Annotated in this window: 21 protein-coding genes and 1 pseudogene; 10 read left to right on the plus strand and 12 right to left on the minus strand. The window is 64.8% G+C overall.

Translation table 11 applies throughout. The features are described from left to right. The first annotated feature begins 94 nt into the window (after positions 1-94). A complete protein-coding gene (locus BB347_RS14555) occupies positions 95-2,059 on the plus strand; it encodes a TRAP transporter permease (RefSeq protein WP_076582825.1) in 1,965 nt (654 codons plus the stop codon). Positions 2,060-2,153: 94 nt separating this feature from the next. On the opposite strand, the gene BB347_RS14560 is transcribed toward BB347_RS14555, so the two are convergent. The 3 genes from BB347_RS14560 to BB347_RS14570 all read right to left on the minus strand — a co-directional run bounded on the left by BB347_RS14560 (position 2,154) and on the right by BB347_RS14570 (position 5,042). Next, positions 2,154-2,579, minus strand: a complete 426-nt coding sequence (locus BB347_RS14560) for a Zn-ribbon domain-containing OB-fold protein (RefSeq protein ID WP_076582823.1) — start codon at positions 2,577-2,579, stop codon at positions 2,154-2,156. Positions 2,580-2,582: 3 nt separating this feature from the next. Continuing rightward, positions 2,583-3,746 (minus strand): thiolase family protein, encoded by a 1,164-nt coding sequence (locus BB347_RS14565; RefSeq protein WP_076582822.1) that lies wholly within the window; start codon positions 3,744-3,746, stop codon positions 2,583-2,585. Positions 3,747-3,866: 120 nt separating this feature from the next. After that, the gene (locus BB347_RS14570) at positions 3,867-5,042 is read right to left on the minus strand and encodes an NAD(P)/FAD-dependent oxidoreductase (RefSeq protein WP_076582821.1); all 1,176 of its coding nucleotides are present in this window, start codon (positions 5,040-5,042) and stop codon (positions 3,867-3,869) included. 295 nt (positions 5,043-5,337) lie between these two features. Between BB347_RS14570 and BB347_RS14575 the strand changes: the two genes are divergently transcribed. Continuing rightward, complete coding sequence (locus BB347_RS14575) at positions 5,338-6,501, plus strand: NAD(P)/FAD-dependent oxidoreductase (RefSeq protein ID WP_076582819.1); 1,164 nt, start codon at positions 5,338-5,340, stop codon at positions 6,499-6,501. Positions 6,502-6,665: 164 nt separating this feature from the next. Continuing rightward, complete coding sequence (locus BB347_RS14580) at positions 6,666-7,934, plus strand: MFS transporter (RefSeq protein ID WP_076582952.1); 1,269 nt, start codon at positions 6,666-6,668, stop codon at positions 7,932-7,934. A 60-nt stretch (positions 7,935-7,994) separates the two neighbouring features. Here the strand turns inward: BB347_RS14580 and BB347_RS14585 are convergent, their stop codons facing one another. The 3 genes and pseudogenes from BB347_RS14585 to BB347_RS19945 all read right to left on the minus strand — a co-directional run. Then, positions 7,995-9,161 carry an MFS transporter gene (locus tag BB347_RS14585; RefSeq protein WP_076582817.1) on the minus strand — a complete coding sequence of 389 codons (1,167 nt, stop codon included), beginning with the start codon at positions 9,159-9,161 and terminating at the stop codon, positions 7,995-7,997. Between the two features lie 93 nt (positions 9,162-9,254). Next, positions 9,255-9,773: a peroxiredoxin family protein gene (locus BB347_RS19940; protein ID WP_236996004.1), complete on the minus strand. Its 519-nt coding sequence runs from the start codon at positions 9,771-9,773 to the stop codon at positions 9,255-9,257. Between the two features lie 30 nt (positions 9,774-9,803). Then, positions 9,804-10,079: pseudogene (locus BB347_RS19945) on the minus strand (glutaredoxin family protein); the annotation flags it as partial. Positions 10,080-10,264: 185 nt separating this feature from the next. On the opposite strand from BB347_RS19945, the gene BB347_RS14595 reads away from it, so the two are divergent. Further along, complete coding sequence (locus BB347_RS14595) at positions 10,265-11,590, plus strand: aminotransferase family protein (RefSeq protein ID WP_076582814.1); 1,326 nt, start codon at positions 10,265-10,267, stop codon at positions 11,588-11,590. A 30-nt stretch (positions 11,591-11,620) separates the two neighbouring features. Here the strand turns inward: BB347_RS14595 and BB347_RS14600 are convergent, their stop codons facing one another. After that, positions 11,621-12,637, minus strand: coding sequence for an alcohol dehydrogenase catalytic domain-containing protein (locus tag BB347_RS14600; RefSeq protein ID WP_076582813.1), 1,017 nt, complete (start codon positions 12,635-12,637; stop codon positions 11,621-11,623). Positions 12,638-12,789: 152 nt separating this feature from the next. On the opposite strand from BB347_RS14600, the gene BB347_RS14605 reads away from it, so the two are divergent. Both BB347_RS14605 and BB347_RS14610 read left to right on the plus strand, forming a co-directional pair. Further along, positions 12,790-13,380, plus strand: a complete 591-nt coding sequence (locus BB347_RS14605; RefSeq protein WP_076582811.1) for a VOC family protein — start codon at positions 12,790-12,792, stop codon at positions 13,378-13,380. 107 nt (positions 13,381-13,487) lie between these two features. Next, the gene (locus tag BB347_RS14610) at positions 13,488-14,441 is read left to right on the plus strand and encodes a D-2-hydroxyacid dehydrogenase (protein WP_076582810.1); all 954 of its coding nucleotides are present in this window, start codon (positions 13,488-13,490) and stop codon (positions 14,439-14,441) included. A gap of 9 nt (positions 14,442-14,450) precedes the next feature. Here BB347_RS14610 and BB347_RS14615 read toward each other — a convergent pair whose 3' ends face one another. Together BB347_RS14615 and solA are read right to left on the minus strand one after the other, a co-directional pair. Beyond that, on the minus strand, positions 14,451-14,939 hold the full coding sequence (locus BB347_RS14615; RefSeq protein ID WP_076582808.1) for a methyltransferase family protein: 489 nt from the start codon (positions 14,937-14,939) through the stop codon (positions 14,451-14,453). Positions 14,940-15,063: 124 nt separating this feature from the next. After that, positions 15,064-16,200 carry an N-methyl-L-tryptophan oxidase gene (solA, locus tag BB347_RS14620; RefSeq protein ID WP_076582807.1) on the minus strand — a complete coding sequence of 379 codons (1,137 nt, stop codon included), beginning with the start codon at positions 16,198-16,200 and terminating at the stop codon, positions 15,064-15,066. A 112-nt stretch (positions 16,201-16,312) separates the two neighbouring features. Here solA and BB347_RS14625 point away from each other — a divergent pair, with 112 nt between their 5' ends. Then, complete coding sequence (locus BB347_RS14625) at positions 16,313-16,693, plus strand: VOC family protein (RefSeq protein WP_076582805.1); 381 nt, start codon at positions 16,313-16,315, stop codon at positions 16,691-16,693. Positions 16,694-16,866: 173 nt separating this feature from the next. Further along, positions 16,867-18,042: an MFS transporter gene (locus tag BB347_RS14630; RefSeq protein ID WP_076582804.1), complete on the plus strand. Its 1,176-nt coding sequence runs from the start codon at positions 16,867-16,869 to the stop codon at positions 18,040-18,042. A 587-nt stretch (positions 18,043-18,629) separates the two neighbouring features. Here BB347_RS14630 and BB347_RS14640 read toward each other — a convergent pair. Beyond that, positions 18,630-20,111 carry a CoA-acylating methylmalonate-semialdehyde dehydrogenase gene (locus BB347_RS14640; protein WP_076582800.1) on the minus strand — a complete coding sequence of 494 codons (1,482 nt, stop codon included), beginning with the start codon at positions 20,109-20,111 and terminating at the stop codon, positions 18,630-18,632. Positions 20,112-20,288: 177 nt separating this feature from the next. Between BB347_RS14640 and BB347_RS14645 the strand changes: the two genes are divergently transcribed. Both BB347_RS14645 and BB347_RS14650 read left to right on the plus strand, forming a co-directional pair. Further along, positions 20,289-21,629 (plus strand): aminotransferase family protein, encoded by a 1,341-nt coding sequence (locus BB347_RS14645; protein WP_076582799.1) that lies wholly within the window; start codon positions 20,289-20,291, stop codon positions 21,627-21,629. Positions 21,630-21,733: 104 nt separating this feature from the next. Continuing rightward, positions 21,734-22,234 carry an Lrp/AsnC family transcriptional regulator gene (locus BB347_RS14650; RefSeq protein ID WP_076582797.1) on the plus strand — a complete coding sequence of 167 codons (501 nt, stop codon included), beginning with the start codon at positions 21,734-21,736 and terminating at the stop codon, positions 22,232-22,234. Between the two features lie 27 nt (positions 22,235-22,261). Here BB347_RS14650 and BB347_RS14655 read toward each other — a convergent pair whose 3' ends face one another. Both BB347_RS14655 and BB347_RS14660 read right to left on the minus strand, forming a co-directional pair. After that, complete coding sequence (locus BB347_RS14655) at positions 22,262-23,515, minus strand: MFS transporter (protein ID WP_076582796.1); 1,254 nt, start codon at positions 23,513-23,515, stop codon at positions 22,262-22,264. A gap of 165 nt (positions 23,516-23,680) precedes the next feature. Next, positions 23,681-24,952, minus strand: coding sequence for an acyl-CoA dehydrogenase family protein (locus BB347_RS14660; RefSeq protein ID WP_211137170.1), 1,272 nt, complete (start codon positions 24,950-24,952; stop codon positions 23,681-23,683). Between the last annotated feature and the right edge of the window lie 81 nt (positions 24,953-25,033).

A 25,033-nucleotide genomic window follows, 5' to 3' on the forward strand; every position in this document is an offset into this window, starting at 1 on the left:
CCGTTTATCTCTAAATACACAGCCTGACACATGATATTCGCAACGTTGCACGAATCGGTGTTCACCACTATCGGTGAGTAATGGAGGATCAACAATGAATGTGATACAGAACGTTAACAGAGCACTGTTCGTGGCGGCGACCGTTTCCTGGCTCGTCACACTTTGGTTTGCACAGACACAGGGGATCGCACAGGCCCGATACGGTGTGATCTTCCTCGGGTTTATGATTGCGATCGCCGTCTTCGATAATCTCGAGGAGACTATCGAAGAAGAACAATGGATACACGTCGGCTTACTCGTCCTCGCAGGGATCTTGGGGGTCGTTGCGACGGCGTACATGACCTTGCACTACGAGGCCCTGATCTACACGCGAGTCGGGTACGCCCACACGCACGAGTACGTCCTCGCGGCGGGGCTCATGTTCACGATTCTGTACTTGACCTACAAGTCGTACGGACTCGTGTTCTTCCTAGTCGTCGTGCTGGCGTTCATTTACGGCATGTTCGGGAACTACTTCCCCGGCCTGTTGAACCACGGCGGTTTCAGCGGTGAGCGACTGTTGCTCGTCACCGTCCTCGACATGGAAGGATTCGTCGGCACGATCCACCGGATCATGGCCTCCGAAGTGGCGCTGTTCCTGCTCTATGCGGGACTCATGCGCGGCTACGGGGCGTTCGATCTGATCCTTCGGGCAGCGTTGCGTTCGACGAAGTACATCAAATCCGGCGTCGGTCAGGCCGCAGTGACCGCGAGCATCATCATCGGTTCGATCACGGGTAGCCAGGCGGCGAACACCGCGATTACCGGTTCGTTCACCATTCCGCTGATGAAAGAACACGGGATGCGATCCGACACGGCCGGCGGGATCGAATCCGTTGCGTCCTCCGGTGGGCAGATTATGCCACCGGTCATGGGCGCGGCAGCGTTCGTGATGGCCTCGATTCTCGGGACGACGTACCTGACGGTCGTCATCGCGGGCATCATTCCGGCGCTCATCTTCTACATCTCGCTGGTTATGGCCGTCCACTACACGACGGTCGAGCAGGTCGGCCAGGCCGTCGAGGTCGACCCGAGCGATTACCTCGACGAAGCGAAGACCACCCAAGAGTTACTCGTTCAGGCTGCGCGGTTCATCATCCCGTTCATCGTGCTCGTCTATACGCTCGGTGTCCTACAGTGGACGGTGATGACCGCGGGGATGTACACCGTCATCACGATGCTCCTGACCGGATTCGGCGTGCCACTCGCCCAGCAGGCGTACGAAGACAGCAGCCAGATGCGAGCGGAAACGTGGGACGTTGTCAAACAGACGGCGATGGGGCTGAAATACGGTGCAATCACGCTGGCACCGATCGTCATCATCGTCGCTGCGGTCAACGGCATCGTCGACATCCTCACCCAGACCGGGCTTCCGGGGACGATGTCGCTCGCCTTGATCGACCTCGCAGGTGGCAATATGGCACTGACCGTGATCCTCGCGATGGTCATCTGCATCCTGCTCGGACTCGGGATGCCGACCGTCGCGGCGTACATCGTCGTGGCGTTCCTCATCGCGCCGACGCTCGCGAGTCAGTTCCTCGTCGACGAGATGGCCGCCCACTACTTCGTGTTCTACTCGGCGATTCTCTCCGGGTTGACGCCACCAATTGCGATTGCGGTGGTGGTGGCTACAGGCATTGCCGGCTCGAACTTCTGGCGTACGTGTTTCGAGGCGCTCAAGGTTTCGGCAGTGTTGTTCATCCTGCCGATCGCGTTCATCTACAACCCTGAACTCGTCATCGACGGATTCACCGTCGAAACGCTCATCTCCGCCGGAATCGCGATGGCCGGCGCACTGGGCGTCGTCCACGGCCTGAACACGCGATCGATCAACATGAGCATGCCACCGACGATGGTCATGCGGGGCGTGTTCTTCGTTCTCGGGACGACGGCGATCATCTTCCCCGAGAACACCGTTCGGGTCGGCGCGCTAGTCGGGATCCTCGTGCTCTACCTGTTCCAGACCAACAACCCGTTCGCCTCGCAGTCGATGACTGCGGAAGCATCGGCTGAAAACTAACACGTACCGCCTCGATCCGCTTCGCCACCATCCCGATTCGCGCCACCACATTTTCGCCGCGTTTCTCGACGATACTCGCCGAGTCGCTCCTCGACTACTCGAGCGTGGCGACGAAAAACGGCTCGTCCTCGCGTCTCCCGCGATCGAACTCCTGATCGTATTCGACCGCCTCGAGTTGAACCCGAGCACCGATCCCGAGGTCCTCGTACGAACTCTCGAACGCCGAGAGCACCCGCGGCCCGTCCTCGAGTTCGACGAGTCCGACGACGAGTTCGTCGTCGAACATCGGTGCCGTCGCGTGCTGGCGCGTGAACGAGAAGACGGTCCCGACGGCGCTCGATTCCTCCCAGGAGACGGCCCTCGAGTGGCAGTGCGGACAGACGGGTCCCGGCGGGAAAAACGACTTCTCGCAGTCGCTACACCGTTGAATCAGAAACCTGTCCTCAGCCAGTGCGTCCCAGAATCGGTCGGTTCCGAACGCGTCCGTTTCGGCTCGCTCGGTGTCCGTGTGTTCGCTCATCGGTCAGGCCTCCGTTCGAAAGATCGTCGCCGTCGCGCCGTTGACGTGGCCGTGCTCCGCCGTCGTCAGGACGCTTCGCGCGTCCGAAATCTGCGTCGACGCCGTTCCGCGAAGCTGTTTCACGGCTTCGACGTGATTGAGCAGCGGCGTCACCATGGGCGGGTGGCCGCGACCGATACAGCCCCCGGAGGGACTGATCGGGAACTCGCCGTCCGGTGCGGTCTTCCCCTCGAGGCAGGCGTCGACGCCCTCGCCGCGCGCAGCGAGTCCCAACGCTTCGACGGTCATCGCCTCGACGTGCGGGAACGGCGCGTAGGGCTCGTAGACGTCGACCTCGTCCGTCGGAACGCCAGCCCGTTCGCTCGCGGCGTCGGCGGCGGCCTCGACGGCAGGTAGTTCGGTCACCGGTTCGCCGTGGGTCACCAGCATGTGACTCGAGGCGTGGTGCGCGCCGATGCCGGCGACCTCGACCGCTCGCTCTTCGTCGCTCGCCTCCTCGGCGCTCGAGACGACGAGGGCGGCCCCGCCGTCACAGGGTGCCGGACACTCGAGGAGGGTGAGCGGGTCGGCGATGGGTCGGGCCTCGAGGACGTCCGCTCGCGTCACGGTGTCGTCGAAGAGGGTGTTCGGATCGTCGGCGGCATTGTTGCGCTTCTCGACGACGATGTCGGCGACGGCCTCGCGGTCGACGTCGTACTCGTGGAGGTAACGCTGGAGGCTCTGGGCGTAGACGCCGGGGACGGAGAGTCCCGTCGGCGATTGGAACTCCACGTCGAACATCCGCAGCGCGTACTCGAAGTAGGAGTCGGTCGTCTCGATCGAGGAATTGCGCTCGACCGCGAAGACGACGGCCGTGTCGACCTCGCCGCGGCGAACGGCCGAAACGGCCGCGTGAAAGGCCTGTCCGCCGCTCGTGCCGCCGGTCGAGACCTCGAGCGTTCGGGTCGTCTCGAGACCGAGTCGGTGGTGGAGCGCCGTCGAGAAGAACTTCTGGTCGGTCCACGGCCGCGGAGCCGACATGTAGAGCCCGTCGACGGCTGAGAGGGGCGTCGAGGCGTCCTCGAGCGCGTCGAGGATCACCTCGAGTGCGAGTTCCTGTTCCGGCGCGTCGTGCGTTCCGTTGGGGAGGTGTGTGACTCCCGATACGACCGGCGTCGAAGCTGTCATGCGTGCGAATATCACACGATCCGCGCAGGTATACGGTTCGGTTTCGGCGGGATCTGAGCGAAGTGAGTCGATGCTCACGCGGTCGGTTGGACGCCTTTCACTCGTCACGGCGTGCGTGCTTCACTCGTCGCGACCGCCGCCGTAGGACTTCGCGCTGACGCCGTAGAGCCCGTCACCCGTCTCGAATCGCGAGAGTCGGTACGCCTCGAGGTCGATCCGCGGCGACCGACCGAGAATGTCCAGCGCGACCGATTCGCCGAACGCCGGCGACTCTTTGAATCCGTGGCCGCTGCCCCCGAGGACGTTGTAGACGTTCTCGAGTCCCTTCGGGACGCCCACGATCTGGTGGGAGTCCGGCGTGACGGTGATGATGCCGGACCACGAGTCGACGACGCTCGCGTCGGCGTACCCCGGCACCCGCCCCTCGAGGCGTTCGCCGACGGCCCGGAGGAACGACTCGCCGACGCCCTGAAGACCGACGGATCGATCGACGGGCGGGCGGTCGACGCCGCCGGCGATGAAGTCGCCGCTGGGTTCGGGTTTGAGGTACATGTCCGGCGCTCGCGAGTGATCCGACAGCGTCGGCAGGTCGGGGCCGTAGGAGGTCTCCGATTGGAGAACGACGATCTTCGACTCGTACCACTCGAGGGGAACGTCGACGCCGACCATCTCGGCGAGTTCGCCGCCCCACGCTCCGGCGGCGTTGACGACGTAGTCCACGGGTTCGACCCCTTCGGGGGTCTCGATGCCCGTCGCCCGCTCGCCCTCGAGTCGGATATCGGTGACCGGCGTGTCGGTGCGAATCTCGACGCCGTTGTCGCGCGCCCCCGCGGCGAACCCCGTCGCGACCAGATAAGGGTCGGCGAACCCCGCCTGCGGTTCGTACGCCGCGAGCGAGACTCCCTCCGGATCGAGCGCGGGCAGCAGGGACGCCGCCTCGTCTGCGTCGAGGAGTTCCACCTCGAGACCGGCCCGACGCTGTCGGTCGACGACCGTCCTGAACTCGGCTTCCGCGTCCGGGTCCGCGAGAAACAGGTAGCCGTTCTGGCGGAAGCCGCCGTCGCCGCCGTCGACGGACTCGAACTCCTCGAGGAGTTCGCGCCCGCGGATGGCCGTCTCGATCTGGACGGGATTCGTGTAGTGGTGACGGACGATGCCGGCCGAGTAGCCCGTCGACTCGCTCGCGAGCGATCCGCGCTCGAAACAGACGATATCCACGTCCTCGCCCCCGAACTCGCTCAGGTAGTAGGCGACGGCGAGGCCGTAGACGCCCCCGCCCACGATTCCGACCTTCACCGGCCATCACTGGGGTGTGTGTCCCCCACGGTAGCTCGCGGTGCGGTCGAATCGGGCCGATGTACTCCACACTTCACGGGTGTCGTGACTCCACAGCGCATGGTTCGACCTCTGCGAGCAACCCGATAAAGGTACGCACCGACGACCCGGCAGCGTGCGTTTCCTCCGCACCGGTTACCACACCCGCTCGCACTCCGACCACTACCTGCTCGCGTTCCGATCCCACTTGCTCGCGTTCCGATCACCGCCCGCTCGAGTCGAAATTGCTATTTGGTAGCACGTATCTTGTCCTCGTATGTGCGCGAATGCGGATCACGCCCTCGAGCGGGTCGTGATCGTCGGGGCTGGAATCGGTGGCTGTCACGCCGCTCGAGAACTCGCGAGCGATCACGACGTGACGCTCCTCGAGTCGAGCGACGTCGCGTCCGGTGCGACGGGACTCTCGGCCGGAATCGTCGCGCCGACGCTGTTCTACGGCGATTTGCCGGACGTCGCCCGGCACGCGAACGAGTTCGTTCGGGAGTTCGACGGCACGGACGCTTTCTCGTTCACGCAACGCCACCGACTCGATTTCGTCTCGGCCGAGGAAGCGCCGGACGCTCGAGAGACGGTGCGAGAACTGGCTGGGGCGGGCTTCGACGTAACCTACCTCGAGCGATCGCGACTCTCGAGTGAGTTTCCGCGAGTCGATCCGCCCCAAGACGGCGGCGCAATACTGTACGAGGATACGGGCTGGGTCGACCCGTACACGTACGCGAACGCGCTCCGTTCGGACGCCCAATCGCGCGGCGCGAGCCTCGAGACCGGGGTCGAGGTCACCGAAATCGTCACGGAGAACGGGCGAGTTACGGGCGTCGACACGACCGGCAGTCGGTACGAGGCCGATGCCGTCGTCGTCGCCGCCGGGTGGCGAACGAGTGACCTCCTCCCCGAGGGGTTCTCCCTGCCGATCCGCCCGTATCGGACCCAGTGTGTCGTCCTCGAGCCAGCGGAACCCCTCGACGAGTCGGCGCCGATCGGTCGAATCGGGAGCGAGCACCTCTACTTTCGCCCGGAGCACAACGGCGACCTGCTCGTCGGGGGTGCCCACGAGACGGTCTCGGACCCGCTCGCGGCCTCGAGCGACGCCGACGAGTCGTTCACCCGGCAGGTCGCGGACGTCGTGCCGTCGGTGCTCTCCGGGTTCGACGACGCCGGGTTCGTCAACGGCTGGGCCGGGATCGACGTGGCGACGCCGGATACGCGGCCGATCGTCGACCAGCCGCCAGCGGCCCCCGACGGATTAGTCGTCTCGACGGGATTCAACGGATTGGGGATCATGACGTCGCCGGTCGTGGGGCCGACGGTTCGCGAGCGACTGACCGGCGAGCGAGCACCGTTTTCGACCGCGCCGTTTCGCGCTGATCGGTTCGACGTGTCCGGGTCGTCGTTCGCGTACACGTCGACGTCCGAACTGTAGCGTCGGTCGGGGGGATGCGAACTGGTCCGAACTGTCGTGTCGACGTCCGAACTGCCGTCTCGGATGTCCTCGCCTCGAGCGTCGGACTGGCGACGTTTGCGCGTCTACGGATCGGTAACTACTTTCAACGGGAGACGCTACCACCGCAGTACGACTCAGTATCTATGGGACTCAATACGAACGACCGGTCGATCGCTGGATTCACCATGGCGGGTCACTCGCTCGTCCACTGGTTCGAAACCTCTATTCCAATCTTTCTCGTCGTCTGGCTCGCCGAATTCGACGTCTCCTTGCTGGTCCTCGGACTCGTGCTCGCGCCGAGTTACGGCCTGTTCGGATTCGGCGCGCTGCCGGCCGGCGTGCTCGCCGATCGATTCGGCGCGAAACGACTGATATTGCTCTGTCTCGCCGGCATGAGCGCGGCCTTCGTCCTCATCGCGGGTGCCGCCTACGTCGATTCGATCTACGCCATCGCGTTCGGCTTGCTCCTCTGGGGGCTCGCCGCGAGCGTCTACCACCCCGCCGGACTCGCGCTCATCAGTACCGGCGTCGAGGAACGGGGCACCGTCTTCGCCTGGCACGGTATCGCCGGCAATATCGGTATCGCGCTGGGCCCGTTCGTCGCCGCCACGCTGCTCATCTTTCTCGAGTGGCAGTACGTCGCGGCCATCCTCGCGATCCCGGGCTTCATCGCGGCGGTCTACGGATTACAGGCGGACTTCGATGCGACGGCGGCCGTCGAGGAGAACGTCGACGCCGGTTCCGACGACGCGCTGACGCTCGGTGACTTCCTCTCGAACTCTCGGACGCTCTTCGCGAGCGCGTTCGCAGTCGTCTTCGTCATCGTCACGTTCGAGGGACTGTTCTACCGCGGCATGCTCACCTACCTGCCCGAAATTCTCCACGGACTGCCCGTCATGGAGGGGATCGATATCGGTGCCGGACTCGAGGGTATCGAACCCGCCGACTACATTTACGTCGGCTTGCTCGTGGTCGGGATGGCGGGTCAGTACGCAGGCGGGAAACTGACGGATCGCTTCGCCGCCGAGCGCGGACTGATGGTGATCTTCGCCATTCTCGCGCTCCTCGCGCTGGTGTTCGTCCCGGTCTCCTCGATCGGATTGGTGCCGCTGCTCGCACTCTGTGGCGTGATCGGCTTCTTCCTCTTCGCGATTCAGCCCTTCTACCAGGAGGCCGTCGCCGTCTACACGCCTGCCGATACGCGCGGACTCTCCTACGGTTACACCTACCTCGGCGAGTTCGGCCTCGGCTCCGCGAGTATCGCCGCTGGCGGGTTCGTCCTCGGCTCGTTCGAACTCGTCTACTTCTTCGCGATGCTCTCCGGATTCGCGCTGATCGGTGCCGCGCTGTCGATCGGATTGCACGTCGCGGTGAGCCACCGACAGTCCACGACGACGGACGCGAGCGCCTGAGGGGGCTCGAGCGTTCTCCGTTTTCACCTCGACAACCCACAGCACTCACAGCCGACCGACTCACTCCCCAGTGAGCACGACGAGGGCGATGAACCCCGACCCAAGCAACGCGAGTACGCCGAGGAACGACCACGCGGCGGCGTACCCCGTCGTGTCGATCAAGAACCCGAACACGGGCGGTGCGAGCAATCCGCCGAAGGTCATCGCGAACTGACCCGCCGAGGACGCCGCGCCGATTTCGTCGTCCGGGACGACCGTCGAGATACAGGAGTAGTAGACGCCCGTCGATCCGAGCACGAGAAAGCCGAGGACCGAGAAGACGACCGTGGCCTCGAGTGGCGTCTCGGTGAGCGTCACGAGAAAGAAGACGAAGCCGCCGAGGAACACCTGGACGAAGAGGATGGCTCCGATTCTGCGCCGGGGTGTGCCGGGGAGGGTGTCCGCGAGCCAGCCCGAGAGCACCTTGCCGACGCTACTGAACACCTGCAACAGGGCGAGGACGATGCCGCCGGTCGCGACCGCAGCGCCGATGCCTTCGTCGACGTAGAGGACGGTGTAGCCGGTCGTCGTGTAAAAGCCCGCGCCGATACAGACGCCGGCGGTTACGAGGAAGAGATAGGTCTGATTCGAGAGCAACTTTCCGAAATCGGGGTACGTCGCCGCAGCCGCGCTGGTTCCGCCGTAGGTCAGATAGAACAATAGGGCGCAGACGATCCCGACTCCCGCGGCGACGAGGAAGCCGGCCTGCCAGAAGAGGTAGCCGACCAGTCCCGTCACGAGCAGCGAACTGACCGCGCTGCCGATAGTCGGCCCGATCTGTTTGACGCCGATCGCCCGGTGTTGTCGCTCCGGTCGAACGTTGTCGAAAATCGCCTTGTTGGTTCCCGGCGTGGCGGTGCCGTACGCCGAACCGAGCACGAAGACGGCGACGAGCAACAGGCCGTAATTCGGCGCGAGCGCGACCAGAAACGCGCCGACCGAGAGGCCGAGAAGACCCAGCGTCAGCGTGGTGTGCTCACCGAATCGATCCGTCGCGACCCCCAGTGGCAACAGAAAGATCGCGTAGCCAAGCGTCAGCGAGGTGATGACGAGGCCGACTTCGAACCCGGAGAGCGAGAACGCGTCGCTGAACAGCGACGTGCCGGCGTAGATCGCGTAGTAACAGATGCTGGCCGCGACGTGCCAGATAGTAACCTGCGAGACGAGTTTCCAGAACCGACTTGCCATACACTGTCACCCGACAGGAACCGATTAAAACATCGGATCGAGGCAACCCGTAGTTTCCGCGCCGACTCCTCGAGGCAACTGCCGAGAACGCGCTCACTCCTCGGCCAGTCGCTCCTCGTCCTCGAGGTCGTCGAACGGCGGCGAGGGCGGCCACTCGCTCGCGACCCACGCGTACTCGACGGTTCGGTCGGGCCCGACCAGAAACATCGCCGGCCGTGGCTCCGAGATCCCCGCCATGCCGTCGAGGTCGTGGACGACGCCGTAGCGTTCGGCTACGTCGTTTCCGGGATCGGAAAAGAGCGGGTACTCGAGGCCCCGTCGCTCGATGAATCGCTGGTGGTCGAACGGTTGTGAAATGCCGACGCCGACGACGGAAACGTCGGGTGCCCAGTCGCGACCCTGCAACTCATCCCACCAGTAGACGGACTTCCCGCCCCAGTTCAGCGGGAAGAACACCACCAGTACGCGTCCGTCCTCCGCGACGAGGTCCGACAGCGACGCGTCCTCCCAGTATTCGTCGGTGACGAGCGGACGGGTGAAATCCGGTGCTTGCTCCCCTTCGGTCGGGTGCTCGGTCGGCGGAAACTCGACCAGTTCGGTCCCAGCCGGCACCGCCGACTCGTCGCCTCCCTCCTCTCCGTACGTCCGATCGAGGTACTCGAGGATGCGCGCGCTCTCGGGCATCGTCACGTCGCGGTCGTGATCGACGAGGACTGGAACCGACCGCGTTCCCGAGACTCGAGCGACGGCGTCTCGCTTGCTGTGTTCGCCCGCGACGAACCGCGAGCGATAGGAGATAGCGTATCGCTCGAGTCGGCGCACGACGAGTTCGCAGTAGGGACAGCCGTGGAGTCGATACAGTGTCATCGAGGCCGCGTCGACCGTCTCGTCGGTCTCAGTATCGGTTTTGGAAGCCATCAGCGGGTACCATGACCTCTCTCACAGCGTTACAAAGATGCACCGCCGCGGACGCTCGTGTCCCCGCTCGTGATTATAGTCGAATTTTGGGTGGAATATTCCCACACAATTCAATAACAGCTGATCGGTAGTGGAGGGAAACCAATCACCTGATATTTATGTGAACGCGTATCGTATGCGGGTCTATGGCAATGGAACGACTCGACAGCGAGACGGATTCGACGCCCGCGGCCGTTCCCCACTGGTACGACGGGGACGACGATATTCCCACGATCGTCGACGGCGAGGGCGTCACGGTGTACGATTCGGAAGGCACGGCGTATCTGGACTTCCAATCACAGCTCTATTGCGTTAACGCGGGCCACAGTAACCAGCAGATCATCGACGCGATCGCCGACCAACTGGCTCGAATCCCCTACGTCTCCTCTGGAAAGCACAACGACACGCGAAACGAGCTTCGAGAGCGCTTGCTCGAGGTCGCCCCCGAGTCGATGGCCCAGACGCTCTTTTCGATCTCCGGCAGCGAGGCCAATGAGACGGCGGTGATGCTCGCCAGAGCGTACGCCGACTCCTCGAAGGTGCTCACCCGCTGGCACTCCTACCACGGCGCGACGTACGGCATGGCCAGTCTGACGGGCGACACCGACACGCGCGCCTACATCGAACCGCACGCGACGACGACGGGCAACGCCAAGTTCCTCCCGCCGATTCCGGAGGCGTTCGACGCCGAGACGCCCGAGGAACTCGCCGAGAAGGCGGCCAACCACCTCGAGTTCGTCATCCGAAACGAGGGGCCGGACACGATCGCCGCGCTCTTGACCGAGGTCGTCGCGGGCTCGAGCGGCGCGTACACCGCCCCGCCGGGGTACTTCGAGCGCGTTCGCGAACTCTGTGACGAGTACGACATCCTGTTGATCGCGGACGAAGTGATCACCGGCTTCGGGCGCACCGGCGAGTGGTTCGGCGCGCAATCCGAGGGCATCCAGCCCGACCTGATGACGTTCGCGAAGGGGCTCACGAGCTCCTACGTCCCGCTCGCGGGCGTGATGATGAACGACGACCTCGCAGAGTACGTCGCCGCGGAAGGCTTCGACGTGGGCCAGACGTTTGCCGGCCACCCCGTCGGCTGCGCCGCCGCACTCGCCGCGATGGACGTCTACGAGAACGGACTCCTCGAGAACACGCGCGAGGTCGCGCCACGACTCGAGTCCCGACTCACCGACCTGGAGGAGCGATTCGACGTCGTCTCGTCGGTCCACGGCCGCGGCCTCCACTGGGGCGTCGCGTTCGCCGACCCCGAGGACGGCGAGCCGTTCGTCGACCCGCGAGTGAGCGACGAGGAGGATAACCCGGTCGAGACGGTGCTCTCGACGGCCGGCGAGAACGGCGCGCTGTTCGGCATGGGCCGACCGAACACCCAGCTAATCGTCTCGCCGCCGCTTTGCGTCACCGAGGACGAGATCGATCAGGCGGTCGACGCGCTCGAGGACGCTATCGAACGCACGTTCTGAGGGGGGTCGATGCCCCGACGAGACTCCAGATTACTGTTGGGGCCGAAGCACGAGTTTTCCGACCATCTCACGATCGCGCATCGCCGAGAGCATCGCTGCCGTCTCGCTCAGGGAAAACTCGTCGGCGACGACCGGGTCCAGTCGGCCGTCGGCGACGAATTCGACGAGTTGAGCGAGGTCGGCCTGCGTGCCGAGCGTACTGCCCAGAATGCGTTTGTGCCCGAAGTAGAGCTCTCGAGCGTCGAACGACGGGAACTGACCCGCGGTTCGGCCACAGAGGACGTGTGCTCCGTTGGTCCCCAGAAGATCGACGCCGACGCTGGTGTAGGGCCCGCCAAGGTGGTCGATGGTGATGTCAACGTCGCCGATCGACGCGACCCGCTCGCGCATTTCGTCGGGGTCGCCGGTGTGGATCGCGTGATCGAGGCCGAGCGCGTCGACGGCCGCGAGTTTGTCCTCGTCGGTCGACGTGCCGATCGTCTCCGCACCCAGGATGGTCGCGAGTTGAATCGCCGCGACGCCGACGCCTCCCGTCGCTCCCGGCACGAAGACGCGATCACCAGCGCCGGCGTCGCCTCGCCGGAGCATTCGGTAGGCGGTCGTGTACGCAATTGGTAGCGCCGCGGCCTTGAGGAACCCGACCGAGTCGGGGAGGGACACGAGGCGCGTCGCATCGACCACTACCTGCTCGGCGAACGCGCCGTCGAAACTGCTGTAGTTCTCGCACCTGTTCTCTGGGCCGTCCCGACAGGCTCGACAGACGCCACAGGTCTCGAGCGGGCAGAGAACGACCCGATCTCCGGCGGTCACGCTCGAGACGTCGGCTCCGGTCGCGTCGACGATGCCCGCCAGATCGCCGCCCGGAACGAAGGGGAGGTCGGAGTCGTCGAGTCGGCCGTCGTCCTCGAGTTTCCAGAGGTCTCGGTGATTGAGCGCGGCGGCTTCGACGCGGACGACCGCCTCGCCCGCGTTCGGTTCCGGCGTTGATCGGTCCTGTACCTCGAGTTCGGGCGGCAGTTCGGTGCTCGTGAGTGCAGCGACGCGCATAGTGTGTGGTCGTGACACTCTCCGAAGCGTCTTAGCTACTGTGTCGTCCGACGTTGCTTCGTCCTCGAGCGTCGAGCGGGCCGTTCGCGCCCCCGTCGCGACGAGCGTCGGTCGCGTGCACCTATAACTCACTGGAGCGTGAGTGTCGAGCAATGGCCGCGATCGGATTTACACACGTGACCGTTTACGGAGACGACCTTGAGGCGTTGGTCGACTTCTACACCGAGGTGTTCGACATGGAACGAATTCAGGCGCCGAACCTCGGCGCCCCCGTCAGGTGGTTGCGATTCGGCGACAGACAACTGCACCTCGTCAGGCGCGAGACGGACGCCCCGACGTACCACCACTTCGCGCTCGCCGTCGACGACTTTGAGGCGGTGTTCGACGCCGCCGAGGAGCGGGGCTGTTTCGACGACGCGCTCGCACCCGACGGCGGCTATCCGCTCTATCGATTGCCCGACGGCACCGTCCAGTTGTACCTCCGCGATCCCGCCGGGAACCTCCTCGAGGTCGACCGACCCGACACCTCGTCACTTCCTTCGCGCATCGACGCCCACGTCATCGACCGAAGCGACACCCACGAGCAGTCGCCGGAACAGGCGGACGCGACGCTCTTTCTCGACCCGGAGTTGCTCGCTCGAGCAGACGGCAGAGGGTCGGTTGATTCGGACGGCGAGGGGTCGGCTGACTCGGACGGCGAGGGGTCGGCTGACTCGGACGGCAGGGGATCGAGTGAGGACTAACGCGAATACAGCCGGCAGCCGATAGACCCGTTATCGGATGGGATTCCAGCACCGGACGACGTCCGGAAGCCAGTCAGTCTTAACTCGCTGGGCCGTGAGACCAACCCATGGATCCCATCGTCGTGCTCCACACGACAGCACACGGCATTCCGGCCGAGGAGTGTAGCGACCGCCTTCGCGAACGACTGCCGGACGCAGATGTTCGGCAGGCGTCCTCGAGACGCGAGGAACGCGAACTCGTTCGCGACGCCGCCGTCGTCGTCGGTCGCGACCTCCGTCCGGAGTTGCTCGAGGCCGCGGAGAACCTGCAACTCTTCGCGTGCTCGTCGGCCGGCGTCGGTCACCTCGACCTCGAGACGTTCCGCGAGCGGGGGATCGCTGTGACGAACGCGTCGGGCGTCCACGGCCCCAACATCGCCGAGCACGTGATCGGGTGGATCCTCATGATCACGCGGCGACTCGACGAGGGGATTCGCCGCCAGGAGCGCCGCGAGTGGCGTCACTTCCAGGCGATGAGCGACTTTCACGACTCGCGCGTCTGCGTCGTCGGCCTCGGCGCGATCGGACAGGCGATCCTCGAGCGCCTCGAGGGCTTCGGCGTCGAGACGGTCGGCGTTCGGTATTCGCCGGAGAAAGGCGGCCCGACGGACGAGGTCTACGGTTTCGAAGAGATCGAGCAGGCGCTGGTCGACGTCGACTACCTCGTGCTCGCCTGCCCGCTGACCGACGAGACGCGCGGACTGATCGGCGCCGCCGAGTTGGAAACGCTGCCGCCAAACGCCGTCCTCGTGAACGTCGGCCGCGGCCCGCTGGTCGACACCGACGAACTGCTCTCGGCGCTTCGCAACGAGGGTCTCCACGCCGCCGCACTCGACGTGACCGACCCCGAACCGCTCCCCGAGGACCACCCGCTGTGGGGCCTCGGGAACGTCTACATCACGCCCCACAACTCCGGCTACACGCCGGCGTACTGGGAGCGCGTCGCGGACATCCTCACCCGAAACCTCGAGCGAATCGACGAGGACGGCCCCGACGCCGACCTCGAGAATCAGGTCGCCTGATCGGGCGGCTCACCGCCGCGAAAACCACCGAGGAACCTGGTCTCGATACTGCTCGTACTCGTCGCCGTGTTTTTCGGCCAGGTGTGGCTCCTCGTACCGGATGATTCTGTTGTGGAACCCGATCCAGCAGCCGGCGGCCCACCAAAGAATCGAGACGGATCGGCGTCGAAGCGCCTGCCCGGCGATCACGAGGAGGACGCCGACGTACATCGGGTTCCGAGATCGAGCGTAGACGCCGCTCGTAACCAGTTCGTCGGGCTCGTCGCTCGGCGACGGCGTTCCGTCACCCGCCGCGAGGAACTCGTGGGCGGTGTGCAGGTACAACAAAATTCCTGAACCGATCGAGAGCGTTCCGACGAGGTTGGCGACGCTCGAGTTCACCGGTAGTCGCGGATGCGGTCGCCACTTCGCGAGGAGTTGGGGAATCGCGACGGCGAGCGTCCCGGGGACGAGGATCGTGAACAGCACCGTTTTTGCCGCCGTGCGAATCGATGTCATACTCGTCGTCTTCGCGCTGTGTCACTATGAACGTGCGTGCCCGTCGCACAGTAGTGAGCGTGGGTGTGAACGCTGAACTGTGAGCGTGAGCGCGAGCGGGAACGCCGGACTCACTCGAGTCAGCTCACGCCAGTCGGGTCCCTAACCGGTGGACGTCGATCGGGTGTTCGGTCTCGCCGTCGGTGGCGAAGTCGGCCAGCACCTCGCCGACGACGCTGGTGAACTTGAAGCCGTGGCCGGTGAAGCCGGCGGCGATCGAGACCTGCGAGTACTCCGGGTGCGTGTCGAGGTAGAAGTGACCGTCGAGCGACCGCGTGACGATGCAGGTTGCGAGGCGCAGCGTCGGCCCGTCCCCGTTCGGGAAGCGATTCGCGGACAACTTCCTGAGTCGCTGCTCGTCCTCGAGCGTCGGCTCGTCGGCCCAGTCGTCGGGGTCGATCGATTCGGCCTGAGCGGGGGTGCGCCCGAACTTGAATCCCGGCTGATCGGCCACGGGAAAGCCGTAGAACTTCCCTTCGGGCACGTCGACGCTGAACACCGGGAAGGAGTCGGGGGCGAACTGCGCCGGCGTTTCCGGCTGGAGCCAGCACATCACCCGCCGTTGGGGCGAGAGGGCGTCCTCGAGCAGTGGGAGTTGATTCGCGGCCCACGCGCCGGCGGCGACGACGAGGTGGTCGGCGTCGTAGGTTCCCCGGTCCGTTCGAACCTCGACGCCCGATTCGCGGGACTCCCACTCGAGAACGCGCTCTCGAGCGCGGACGGTCGCGCCGTGTTCGTGGGCGAGGCGCACGTGCGTCGAAATCGCGCGCTCACACGCGAGGAAGCCGCCGTCGGGCTGGTAGACGCACTCGTGGTCCGCTGGGAGTTCGTATCCGGGGAATCGCTCGTTCACGTCGCTCCCCGAGAGCACCTCGTGGGGGAGGTCGTGTGCCTCGCAGGAGTCGACGGCGTCCGAGACGTGCGAGCCGCCCGCGGGACCGGCGTGAATCGACCCCGTCTCGGTGAGGAGATCGGCTCCGGACTCCGCCTCCAGCTCCCGCCAGAGCGTCCGCGCGCGTTCCGCCAGCGGGACGTACGACGGGTGCTCGGGCTGCGTGAGCCGGAAGATTCGGGTGTCTCCATGAGACGAGCCCCGCCCGTGGGGAACGTCGTAGCGTTCGATGCCGAGCACGTCGACGCCGCGTTTGGCCAGGTGATAGACGGCCGCACTGCCCATTCCGCCGACGCCGAGGACGATCGCGTCGTAGGACCCTCGAGTCATGGGTCTGACGGACGGGGGGCGACTCCATAGGCATTCCGTTGCCGGAAGCCAAAACGCGTCGCGACGAGAAACGGACAGCCACGCTTTTGTACTGCCATTGAGTGTCTCAGCCATGGACGTGTTACACACTGCCGTGTGGATCGACGACGTGGACTCGGTGATGGAATTTTACTGCGAGGGCCTCGACCTCGAGCGGACGCGCGATTTCGTCGGCGACGACGGCGTGACGAACTACTACGTCCAGGGCGAGGCGGAGGCCGAGATCCAATTCAAACACGACGCCGACCGTAATCTCGACCTCGAGCCCTCGGGAATCGACCACATCGCGATCGGCGTCGACGACGTCGAGTCGACCCTCGAGCGACTCGTTGAGGGCTACGACAGCGAGGTGGTCGACGGCCCGCGACGGATCGAGCGCTCGAACCTGCTGATCGCGTTCGTAACCGATCCGTCGGGCTACGTCGTCGAACTCATCGAATCGTTGGACGAGTGAGGCGCACCGGTGAATTTTGAGGCGACGAGAGGCGAACCATCGCGCTGTCGCCACGTTGCAGGTACCAGTACACTCTTGGTCCGTTCGGCTCAGTGGCAAGTGAACGGTCGGTTCGAAATGATGGTGGCTTCGACTTCAGGAGTAGTCGTCCGCGCTCGTGGGATCTCCGACCGATGAGCCGCTGGCGATATCGCAACACGGTCCTCGCGCTCTGTACGCTCGCGTTCTTCGTGACGATGTTCGCCCGGGTCGCGATCAGCCCGGTCGTCCCGCAGATCATCGCGGCGTTCGAGGTCTCGAACACGGCGATCGGTGCCGCGCTGACGGGAATGTGGGTCGCCTACGGGCTGGTCCAGTTCCCGAGCGGCGTCGTCGGCGACCGCTTCGGCGAGCGCGTCGTCATCCTGACGGCGCTCGGCGGGACCGCCGTCGCGTGTTTGCTCATCGCCGGTGCACCCGTTTTCGTCGTGTTCGTAGCCGCGACGATCGTCCTCGGCGCGTTCGCCGGCCTCCACTACAGCGTCGCGACGACGCTCCTCTCACGCATTCACGACAACGTCGGGACGGCGGTCGGGATCCACAACTCCGGGGCGACGATCGCCGGGTTGGTCGCCCCCGGAATCGTTACGTGGCTCACCGTCGCCTTCGGTTGGCGGGTCGCGCTCGCCTCCACGGCGGTCGTCGGGGCCGCTGCATTCGCCCTCTTTTACGCGTTCGTCGAGCCGACCGAGCCCCAGCGACCGTCGGTTTCGATGCGCGAGCAGTTCGACTTCCGCGCGCTCGCCGAATTGCTCTCGCGCCCGGCGATCACGTTCATGGTCCTCGTCGCCATCGTCGGCGAGTTCGTCTGGCAGGGTGCCGCGTCGTTCCTACCGATGTTTCTCATCGAGCATCGAGAGTACTCCTCCTCGCTCGCGGCCGTCGGCTTCTCGGCGTACTTCGTCTCCCAGGGGTTTGCACAGGTCGGCGTCGGCTGGGTCTCCGATCGTTTCGGTCGCGACCTCGCGACCGCCGGGTGTTTCCTGCTCGGCGCGCTCGGTCTCGCGCTCCTCGTCGTCGGCCCGGGACTCGCGGCCGCGGCCCTCGGCGTGTTGCTCCTCGGCGTCGGCATGAGCTTCGAGGCCCCGCTGTTGCCCCGAATCCTCTCGAGGCTGTCCGAGGCCGAACGGGGCACGGGCTTCGGACTCATTCGAACGGTGTACGTGCTCACCGCCTCCGTCGGCTCGCTCGTCGTCGGGTTCACCGCAGACGTGTTCGGCTGGGGCGTCTCGTTCGGCCTCCTTGCCGTGTTACTACTGCTCGTCTTCGCGTCGTTCGTCCTCACCTGGGTGTTTTCGATCGACGTCTGAGGAGTACTCGAGGTGACGCGACGAACTCACTCCACGGTCAGTTCGGTCGGATCTGGCTCGAAAAACGCTGATGGCAGAGAGTGTGGCTCGACGATGACCAACCGGGAACGAGTTCGATCATCCACAGTGAGGATGTTTCCGGTCGACGTTCTCGTGACGTCGCCAGACCGGTCCCAGGTGGCAACTGAGTAGCCGTTGAGGTGCCCGTCGATCAAGCGTCGTCTCGGGCCGCTTACAGGCCGCTGGACGCCGTTTCGTGGCGTCAGGCGTGATCGGGATGGACGCGTATTCGAGCCGACACACGCGTCCGAACGCCCGCGTTCGAGACTTGCACTCGAGTGCTGGCTCGCCAGTCACGGGTCTTCGCGTCGGTTATTGGCTGTCAATATCACTCATGGTAGCTGTGGTCTATAACTGTTGTGGCCGAGCGCGTCGTTGATTATCGGTCCCACCACGGCTACTGAAATCGAATGCACCACGGGCGCTCCGGCGAAAAAGGGATGGCAGGAGTCGGTTCGCCTCGAGCGCGAACGGTGTGTTTCTCGTCGTCGTCGCCTCCCTCGAGTCGAGGGGGTCGCGTCGAGCCCTCAGGCGTCTGGCCAGCGCTCGATGTAGACCGCCTTGTCGGTGTAGAAGTGGATCATGTCCTCGCCCTGGGCGTGGAGGTCGCCGAAGAACGAGTCCTTCCAGCCGCCGAAGTGGAAGAACGCCATCGGCGCTGAGGTGCCGACGTTGACGCCGAGGTTACCGATCTCACCCTCGTGTCGGAACTTGCGGGCGTCCGCACCGCTTCCGGTGAACAGACTCGCCGCGTTGCCGAATCGGCTGCGGTTCATCCGCTCGATCGCGTCGTCGACCGAGTCGACCGAGGCCAGTCCGAGGACCGGGCCGAAGATTTCCTCTTGAGAGATGGTCATCTCTTCGCTGACGTCGCCGAACACCGTCGGTGCGAGGAAGTTTCCGTCCTCGTGACCGTCGATCTCTGCATCGCGGCCGTCGAGCAGTACCGTTGCACCCTCTTCGACGCCGGTGTCGATGTAGTCTCGAACGCGCTGTTCGTGTTCCTCGCTGATGAGCGCGCCAATGTCGGTCTCCTCGTTGAGACCGTTACCGACGACCTGCGAGGCCGTCTCTTCGACGACCAGGTCGGTGAACTCCTCGTAGACGCCGTCTTCGACCAGGACGATGTCGTTCGCGAGACAGCGCTCGCCCGCACAGGCACACGCCGAGGAGACCGTCTTTTCCGCGGCGAACTCGAGATCAGCCGTCTCGGTGACGATGATGTGGTTCTTCGCGCCACCCTGGGCCTGCACGCGTTTACCGTTCGCCGCCGCGCGCTCGTAGATGAGCTTCGCGACCGGCGTCGAGCCGACGAACGAGATGCCCTCGACGCCCTCGTGATCGATGAGGCCGTTGACCGTGTCGACGCCGCCGTTGACCAGTTGGACGACGCCGTCCGGGAAGCCCGCCTCGTCGATCAGTTCGAACAGCCGGGTCGCGACGAGTGGGTTCTGCTCGCTGGGCTTGAGAATGAAGCTGTTTCCGGTCGCGACTGCGTAGGGAAGGAACCACAGTGGGATCATTCCCGGGAAATTAAACGGCGTGATCGCGGCGAAGACGCCCAGCGGTTTGCGAACCGCGCTCTCGTCGATCTCCGGGGCAGCGTTGAGCAGCGACCCCGACTGCATCATCGAGGGAATGCCGCAGGCGACCTCAACGTTCTCGATCCCGCGTCGGAGTTCGCCGCGGGCCTCCGCGAGCGTCTTTCCGTGATCCTGGACGAGAAGTTCTGCGAGTTCGTCTTGGTGTTCCTCGAGCAGCGTCTTGAGCCTGAACAGCGGTTGAATCCGCTCTTCGACGGGAGCCTGGGACCACTCCTCGAACGCCTCGTTGCCGGCTCGGACTGCCTCGTCGATGTCGGATTCGGAACTGAACGTGACCGAGCCGAGTGGCTCCGTCGTCGCCGGGTTCGAAAGCGCCTGTTCGTCGTCGCCGGTTGGCGTCTGCCACGCCCCGTCGACGTAGTTTTCGACCGCCTCGGTGCCGTCGGGTTCGCGCAAGTCGACCATACGGGGTATCATCTCGACGAGGAAATAAAGACTTCGGTGCGAATGTACGATGTTCTATCTAACGTGGATATCTGAGGAAGCTGTCTCAATATCGGTTCCAAATCTAGACAGCAGACTACATATTTGCTCCCTCCTCGAAAAGACTAAGAGACCAGTGAACGATTGCAGTGATATCCCATGACAGACTCGACTCGATCGACGGACGAAGACGGTCGCACCGACGTCGAAGCACTCGACAAGGAGTACGTCTTCGGCACGTGGTCCTACCAGAACGAAGTCGATCCGACGGAGGTCGTCGGCGGCGACGGCGTCCGATTCACCGACGCACACGGCACCGAGTACCTCGACCTCTCCGGACAGCTCATGTGTTCGAACCTCGGTCACTCGGCCGACGCCGTCGCCGACGCGATGGCCCAACAGGCCCGGGAGGGTGCGTACTTCGCACCGGGCTTCGCGACCGAGGCTCGAGCGCGCCTCGGCGAGAAACTCGCCGAAGTCACCCCGGGAACCCTCTCGAAGACGTTCTTCTCGACGAGCGGAACGGAGGCCGTCGAGGCGGCCATCAAGATCGCTCGCATGTACACGGGCAAACAGAAGATCATCTCTCGCTATCGCTCCTACCACGGTGCGACCGCCGGCTCGATCAGCGTCACCGGCGACCCGCGACGCCTGAAAGCCGAACCCGGAATGCCGGGGTCGATCAAGGCACCGGACCCCTACGCCTACGGCTCGACGCTCGATCCCATGGAGAGCCTCGACTACATCGAGGAGATGCTCATGCTCGAGGGCGATACGGTCGCCGCCATCCTCGTCGAACCGATCGTCGGCTCGAACGGCATCCTCGTCCCGCCCGAGGAGTACCTGCCTCGGCTCAAGGAGATCGCCCACGAGCACGGCGCGCTCTTGATCTGCGACGAGGTCATGGCCGGCTTCGGGCGCACCGGCGAGTGGTTCGGCTGTGACGTCTTCGACGTGACGCCGGACATCATGACGATGGCGAAGGGCCTCTCCGGTGCGTACGCGCCACTCGGCGCGACGATCGTCACTGACGAAATCGCCGACCACTTCGAGGACGAGATGTTCTGTCACGGCCACACGTACGCGGGCCACCCCGTCGCCTGCGCCGCCGGCCTCGCCGCCGTCGAATCCTACCAGGAACAGAACCTGATCGAACACGCCAGCGACGTCGGCGCGTACCTCGGCGACCGACTCGAGGAACTCGCCGAATCCCACCCGAGCGTGGGCGACACCCGTGGTGTCGGCCTCTTCCGGGGCATCGAGTTGACGAAAAGCGAGGACGAACGCGTCCCCTTTGGCGAGCGCTCGGACAAGATTTCGACGGGTTCGACCGTCGTGGACGAGGTCGCCGACGCAGCCGCTGCAGACGGCGTCTACGTCGCGAACATGATCAACACGCTGATCATCGCGCCGCCGCTGCCGATCACCGAATCCGACGTCGACGACGCTATCGACGTCCTCGACGACGCGCTCGAGGTCTCCGACGCGGCGATGGACTGAGACGGGCTCCCGTGTCGATTTCCCGGAGACTCGCGCCTCGGGGCTCGAGTCCTGTGTTTGAAACGACACGCAAATATAGCCCGGCCCGATAACTGTCGTATTAAATGAATCACGATCTCGACGAAACCGATCTCAAAATCCTCGAGGCCGTCGAGGACGACTACGAGCGAAGCCTCGAGGAACTCGCGGAAGAGCTCGATATCTCGAAATCGACGATCCACTATCGGCTCAACAAACTCAAAGAGAACGACGTGATCTCGACGCCCTCCGTCTCGATCGATCCGAACGCGCTCGGATTGAACATGCTGCTCATCACCGAGGTGTCGGTCTCTCACGAGCGGGGCTACGCGGACGACATCGGCGACCAACTCGCCGATATCGACGGCATCGTCGACGTCTACTACACGATGGGCGATGTCGACTTCGTCATCCTCGCTCGCGTCCAGGATCGCGATCAGATGAACACGCTCATCGACGACGTGATCGCCATCGAGGGCGTCAACGAAACGTCGTCACGGTTCGTCATGCAGGAAGTCGAAACCAACGCCGATCTCATGGGGACGATGTCCGAGGAGATGCGCGAGAACGTGCTCGACGCCGAGTAACGAGACTCTCCCCGGCTTGTTTTCCGGTCAGTCGATCACGATCAGCGCCACGAAGAGCGCCGCGAGCACGACGCTGACGCCGGCGATCGCGGGGAACGCAGCGACGATCCCCCACTGTGTCGAGAGCGCGCCGAACAGCGCCGGCCCGCTCGCGCTGCCGAGGGCCGAACCGGTCTGGATGACGCCGAAGAGGCCGCCACTCGAGGTCGCCTCGGCGTGTTCGGAGACGAGCGCGTTCTTCACCGGGTAGCTCGCGTACATCATCACGCCGATGATCGAGAACCAGACGACGAGCACGGCGAGGAGAAGCCCGAACGGCACACCGTCGACGAGCGGCGTGACGAGCAGGGTCGCCGCGACGAGGACGGCGGTGGCGACCGAGGCGGCGATCCCGAGTCGCTTGCGGTCGAACCGGTCGGCGAGGTCTCCCGCCCACAGCGAGGAGAGGCTTCCGCCGACCAGCAGGGCGAAAAACGCCACGTTGCCGATCGTCGCGGACGTTCCCGTCTCGGCGGTGATGTACGACGTCGTGTAGGTCTGGATCGCTCGATGTTGCATCGAGAGCACGAGCGTGACGAAAAACAGGAGGACGATTCCTCTCGTCAGCGGAACGTCGAGGACCCCCTTCGCGGCACGTATCGTCTCGCCGACCGACGTGGGTCGACCACCGTCCGCTCGAGTCGCTCGCGTCGTTCCCGGTTCGTCGTCTGGAAACACCCGCATGATGTACACCGTGACGGCGAACCCGACGACGAGCGCGCCGGCGAGTGCGACTCGCCAGCCCGCGACCGCTGCGAGCCCGCCGACGACGAGCGGCGAGGACATCGTCCCGAGCGCGCCGCCGAAGCCGAAGACGCCCATCGCCTTCCCCTCCGTTTCGCTCCCCTCGACGTCGCTGATGAGCGACATGCCGGTGGGGTGGACGGTGCTGCCGCCGATGCCGGCGACGGCCTGTGCGAGGAGCAACACCTCGTAGGTCGGCGCGGCGGTCGCGAGCACGATGCCCGCGGACATCCCGAGGAGGCCGGCGACGAACATGCGCTTTTTCCCGACCCAGTCGGCGACGATCCCCGCGGGAAGCTGGAAGATCGAGTACATGACGAAGAAGACGGTGACCAGCACGCCCGCCTGTCCGTACGTAATACCCAGATCGGAGACCAGGAGCGGAATGATCGGCGGGATAACGATGGAGAAGAACTCGTTGACCCCGTGGCCGGCCGTCACCGGGGCGACGACCGTCGGCCGGTCGACCTCGGTAACCCGTCGAAGCGAACCCAACATGTTGCTCGAGCGTTCACTCGAGCGTTACTAAAAGCAACCGATTCCCCCACCCATCGTCCGGTTTAGCGCCAGCTGAGCGAGTCGATCGGTTCGACACTGATCGGACGATGCGATCGATTCAGCACCGGCTGAGCGAGTCGACCGGTTCCTTGCCTCGTCGGTGACTCACTCGAGGGGAAGCGGATCCGGGTCCTCGTAGCCGTTGAGCAGGTTCCGCGCGATCGTTTTCAGGTGGATTTCCGAGGGGCCTTCGCCGATCCGGCGGACGCGGGCTTCCCGGAGCCACCGCTCGAGGGGGAGGTCGGCGTCGACGCCGGCACCGCCGTGGATCTGGACCATTCGGTCGAGAACGGTCCAGAGCGACTCGGTGGTCTGGTACTTGGTGATCGAGGACTCGTGGCGGATGTCCTCGCCGTCGTCGAATTGCTGAGCGGCGTGGTAGACGGAGTACTTCGCCGCCTGGTAGTCGACGGCGGATTTGGCGATCTTCCACTGGATCGCCTGCCGGTCGGCGAGGGGCTTTCCGCCGACGGTTCTGTCGTTGGCCCACTCGATGCCCAGCCGGATCGACTGATCGATCGGACCCAGGGAGTTCGCCGCGTAGAGCACTCGAGACTCGCCGAGACACTCCTTCGCGAGTCCCAGCCCGGAGCCGACCTCGCCGAGGACGTTCGCCGCCGGAACGCGAACGTCGTTGAGCGTCACTTCGAAGGGGTACTCAGGCCGGATGACCGGAATCGATCGCATCGAGACGCCGTCGTCGTCGGTCGGGACGAGGAACGCGGTGATGCCGTGGTCGGAGATGTCGTCGCCCTTTGGCTCCGTTCGCGCGAAGAGGATTAGGAAGTCGGCGTCGCCCGCCCACGAGATGTAGTGTTTGGTTCCGTTGACGACCCACTCCTCACCCTCTTTCGTCGCCAGCGTCTCCATTCCGCGCGGGTCCGAACCCGCCGCGGGCTCCGTCAGCGCGAAGCAGCTCTGCTTCTCGCCGTCGATACACGGCTGGAAGAAGCGCTCGACCTGGTCCTCGTTCGCCGCCCCGAGGTAGGCGGAGGGCTCGCCGACCGTCAGGCCGGGCCCGAGTTCGATCACGCCCAAGCCGGGCTGGTAGAGGCCGAGTCGGTGCTTCGAGAGCTCCTCGAGGACGACGCAGCGTTCGACCAGACTGAGTCCGCCGCCGCCGTACTTCTCCGGAACGCCCATCGCCCAGAACCCGGCGTCTTTCGCCTTCTCCCTGAGTCGCTCTCGGTCGTCTTCGGGAATCTTGATCGGGTGCGGTCGAACGTTGTCGGTCAGTTCCGGGTTCTCCGGCTCGAGGTCGTGGTAGCGATCGATGTCGTCCGCGAGTTCGGTGAGTATCGGCCGAAACTCCTCGTCGACGAAGCGCCGGATCTCCCGGCGAAGCATCGTCGTCTCTGGTGAGAGGTCGAGCTCCATTGTGGTGCAATCGCCGGGACATTTGCGAGAAATTCGCATAAGTGTTGGGGTGTTCACACGGTGCACCCCCGCTGCCCTCGA

It is taken from the genome of Natronorubrum daqingense (genome assembly GCF_001971705.1).
Classification (GTDB): domain Archaea; phylum Halobacteriota; class Halobacteria; order Halobacteriales; family Natrialbaceae; genus Natronorubrum; species Natronorubrum daqingense.

What these genes read in the sequence shown, in the direction of transcription:
- BB347_RS14555 (WP_076582825.1), top strand. Translation starts at nt 95, where the DNA reads ATGAATGTGATACAGAACGTTAACAGAGCACTGTTCGTGGCGGCGACC.
- BB347_RS14560 (WP_076582823.1), bottom strand. Translation starts at nt 2,579, where the DNA reads ATGAGCGAACACACGGACACCGAGCGAGCCGAAACGGACGCGTTCGGA.
- BB347_RS14565 (WP_076582822.1), bottom strand. Translation starts at nt 3,746, where the DNA reads ATGACAGCTTCGACGCCGGTCGTATCGGGAGTCACACACCTCCCCAAC.
- BB347_RS14575 (WP_076582819.1), top strand. Translation starts at nt 5,338, where the DNA reads ATGTGCGCGAATGCGGATCACGCCCTCGAGCGGGTCGTGATCGTCGGG.
- BB347_RS14580 (WP_076582952.1), top strand. Translation starts at nt 6,666, where the DNA reads ATGGGACTCAATACGAACGACCGGTCGATCGCTGGATTCACCATGGCG.
- BB347_RS14585 (WP_076582817.1), bottom strand. Translation starts at nt 9,161, where the DNA reads ATGGCAAGTCGGTTCTGGAAACTCGTCTCGCAGGTTACTATCTGGCAC.
- BB347_RS14595 (WP_076582814.1), top strand. Translation starts at nt 10,265, where the DNA reads ATGGCAATGGAACGACTCGACAGCGAGACGGATTCGACGCCCGCGGCC.
- BB347_RS14600 (WP_076582813.1), bottom strand. Translation starts at nt 12,637, where the DNA reads ATGCGCGTCGCTGCACTCACGAGCACCGAACTGCCGCCCGAACTCGAG.
- BB347_RS14605 (WP_076582811.1), top strand. Translation starts at nt 12,790, where the DNA reads ATGGCCGCGATCGGATTTACACACGTGACCGTTTACGGAGACGACCTT.
- BB347_RS14610 (WP_076582810.1), top strand. Translation starts at nt 13,488, where the DNA reads ATGGATCCCATCGTCGTGCTCCACACGACAGCACACGGCATTCCGGCC.
- BB347_RS14615 (WP_076582808.1), bottom strand. Translation starts at nt 14,939, where the DNA reads ATGACATCGATTCGCACGGCGGCAAAAACGGTGCTGTTCACGATCCTC.
- solA (WP_076582807.1), bottom strand. Translation starts at nt 16,200, where the DNA reads ATGACTCGAGGGTCCTACGACGCGATCGTCCTCGGCGTCGGCGGAATG.
- BB347_RS14625 (WP_076582805.1), top strand. Translation starts at nt 16,313, where the DNA reads ATGGACGTGTTACACACTGCCGTGTGGATCGACGACGTGGACTCGGTG.
- BB347_RS14630 (WP_076582804.1), top strand. Translation starts at nt 16,867, where the DNA reads ATGAGCCGCTGGCGATATCGCAACACGGTCCTCGCGCTCTGTACGCTC.
- BB347_RS14640 (WP_076582800.1), bottom strand. Translation starts at nt 20,111, where the DNA reads ATGGTCGACTTGCGCGAACCCGACGGCACCGAGGCGGTCGAAAACTAC.
- BB347_RS14645 (WP_076582799.1), top strand. Translation starts at nt 20,289, where the DNA reads ATGACAGACTCGACTCGATCGACGGACGAAGACGGTCGCACCGACGTC.
- BB347_RS14650 (WP_076582797.1), top strand. Translation starts at nt 21,734, where the DNA reads ATGAATCACGATCTCGACGAAACCGATCTCAAAATCCTCGAGGCCGTC.
- BB347_RS14655 (WP_076582796.1), bottom strand. Translation starts at nt 23,515, where the DNA reads ATGTTGGGTTCGCTTCGACGGGTTACCGAGGTCGACCGGCCGACGGTC.
- BB347_RS14660 (WP_211137170.1), bottom strand. Translation starts at nt 24,952, where the DNA reads ATGGAGCTCGACCTCTCACCAGAGACGACGATGCTTCGCCGGGAGATC.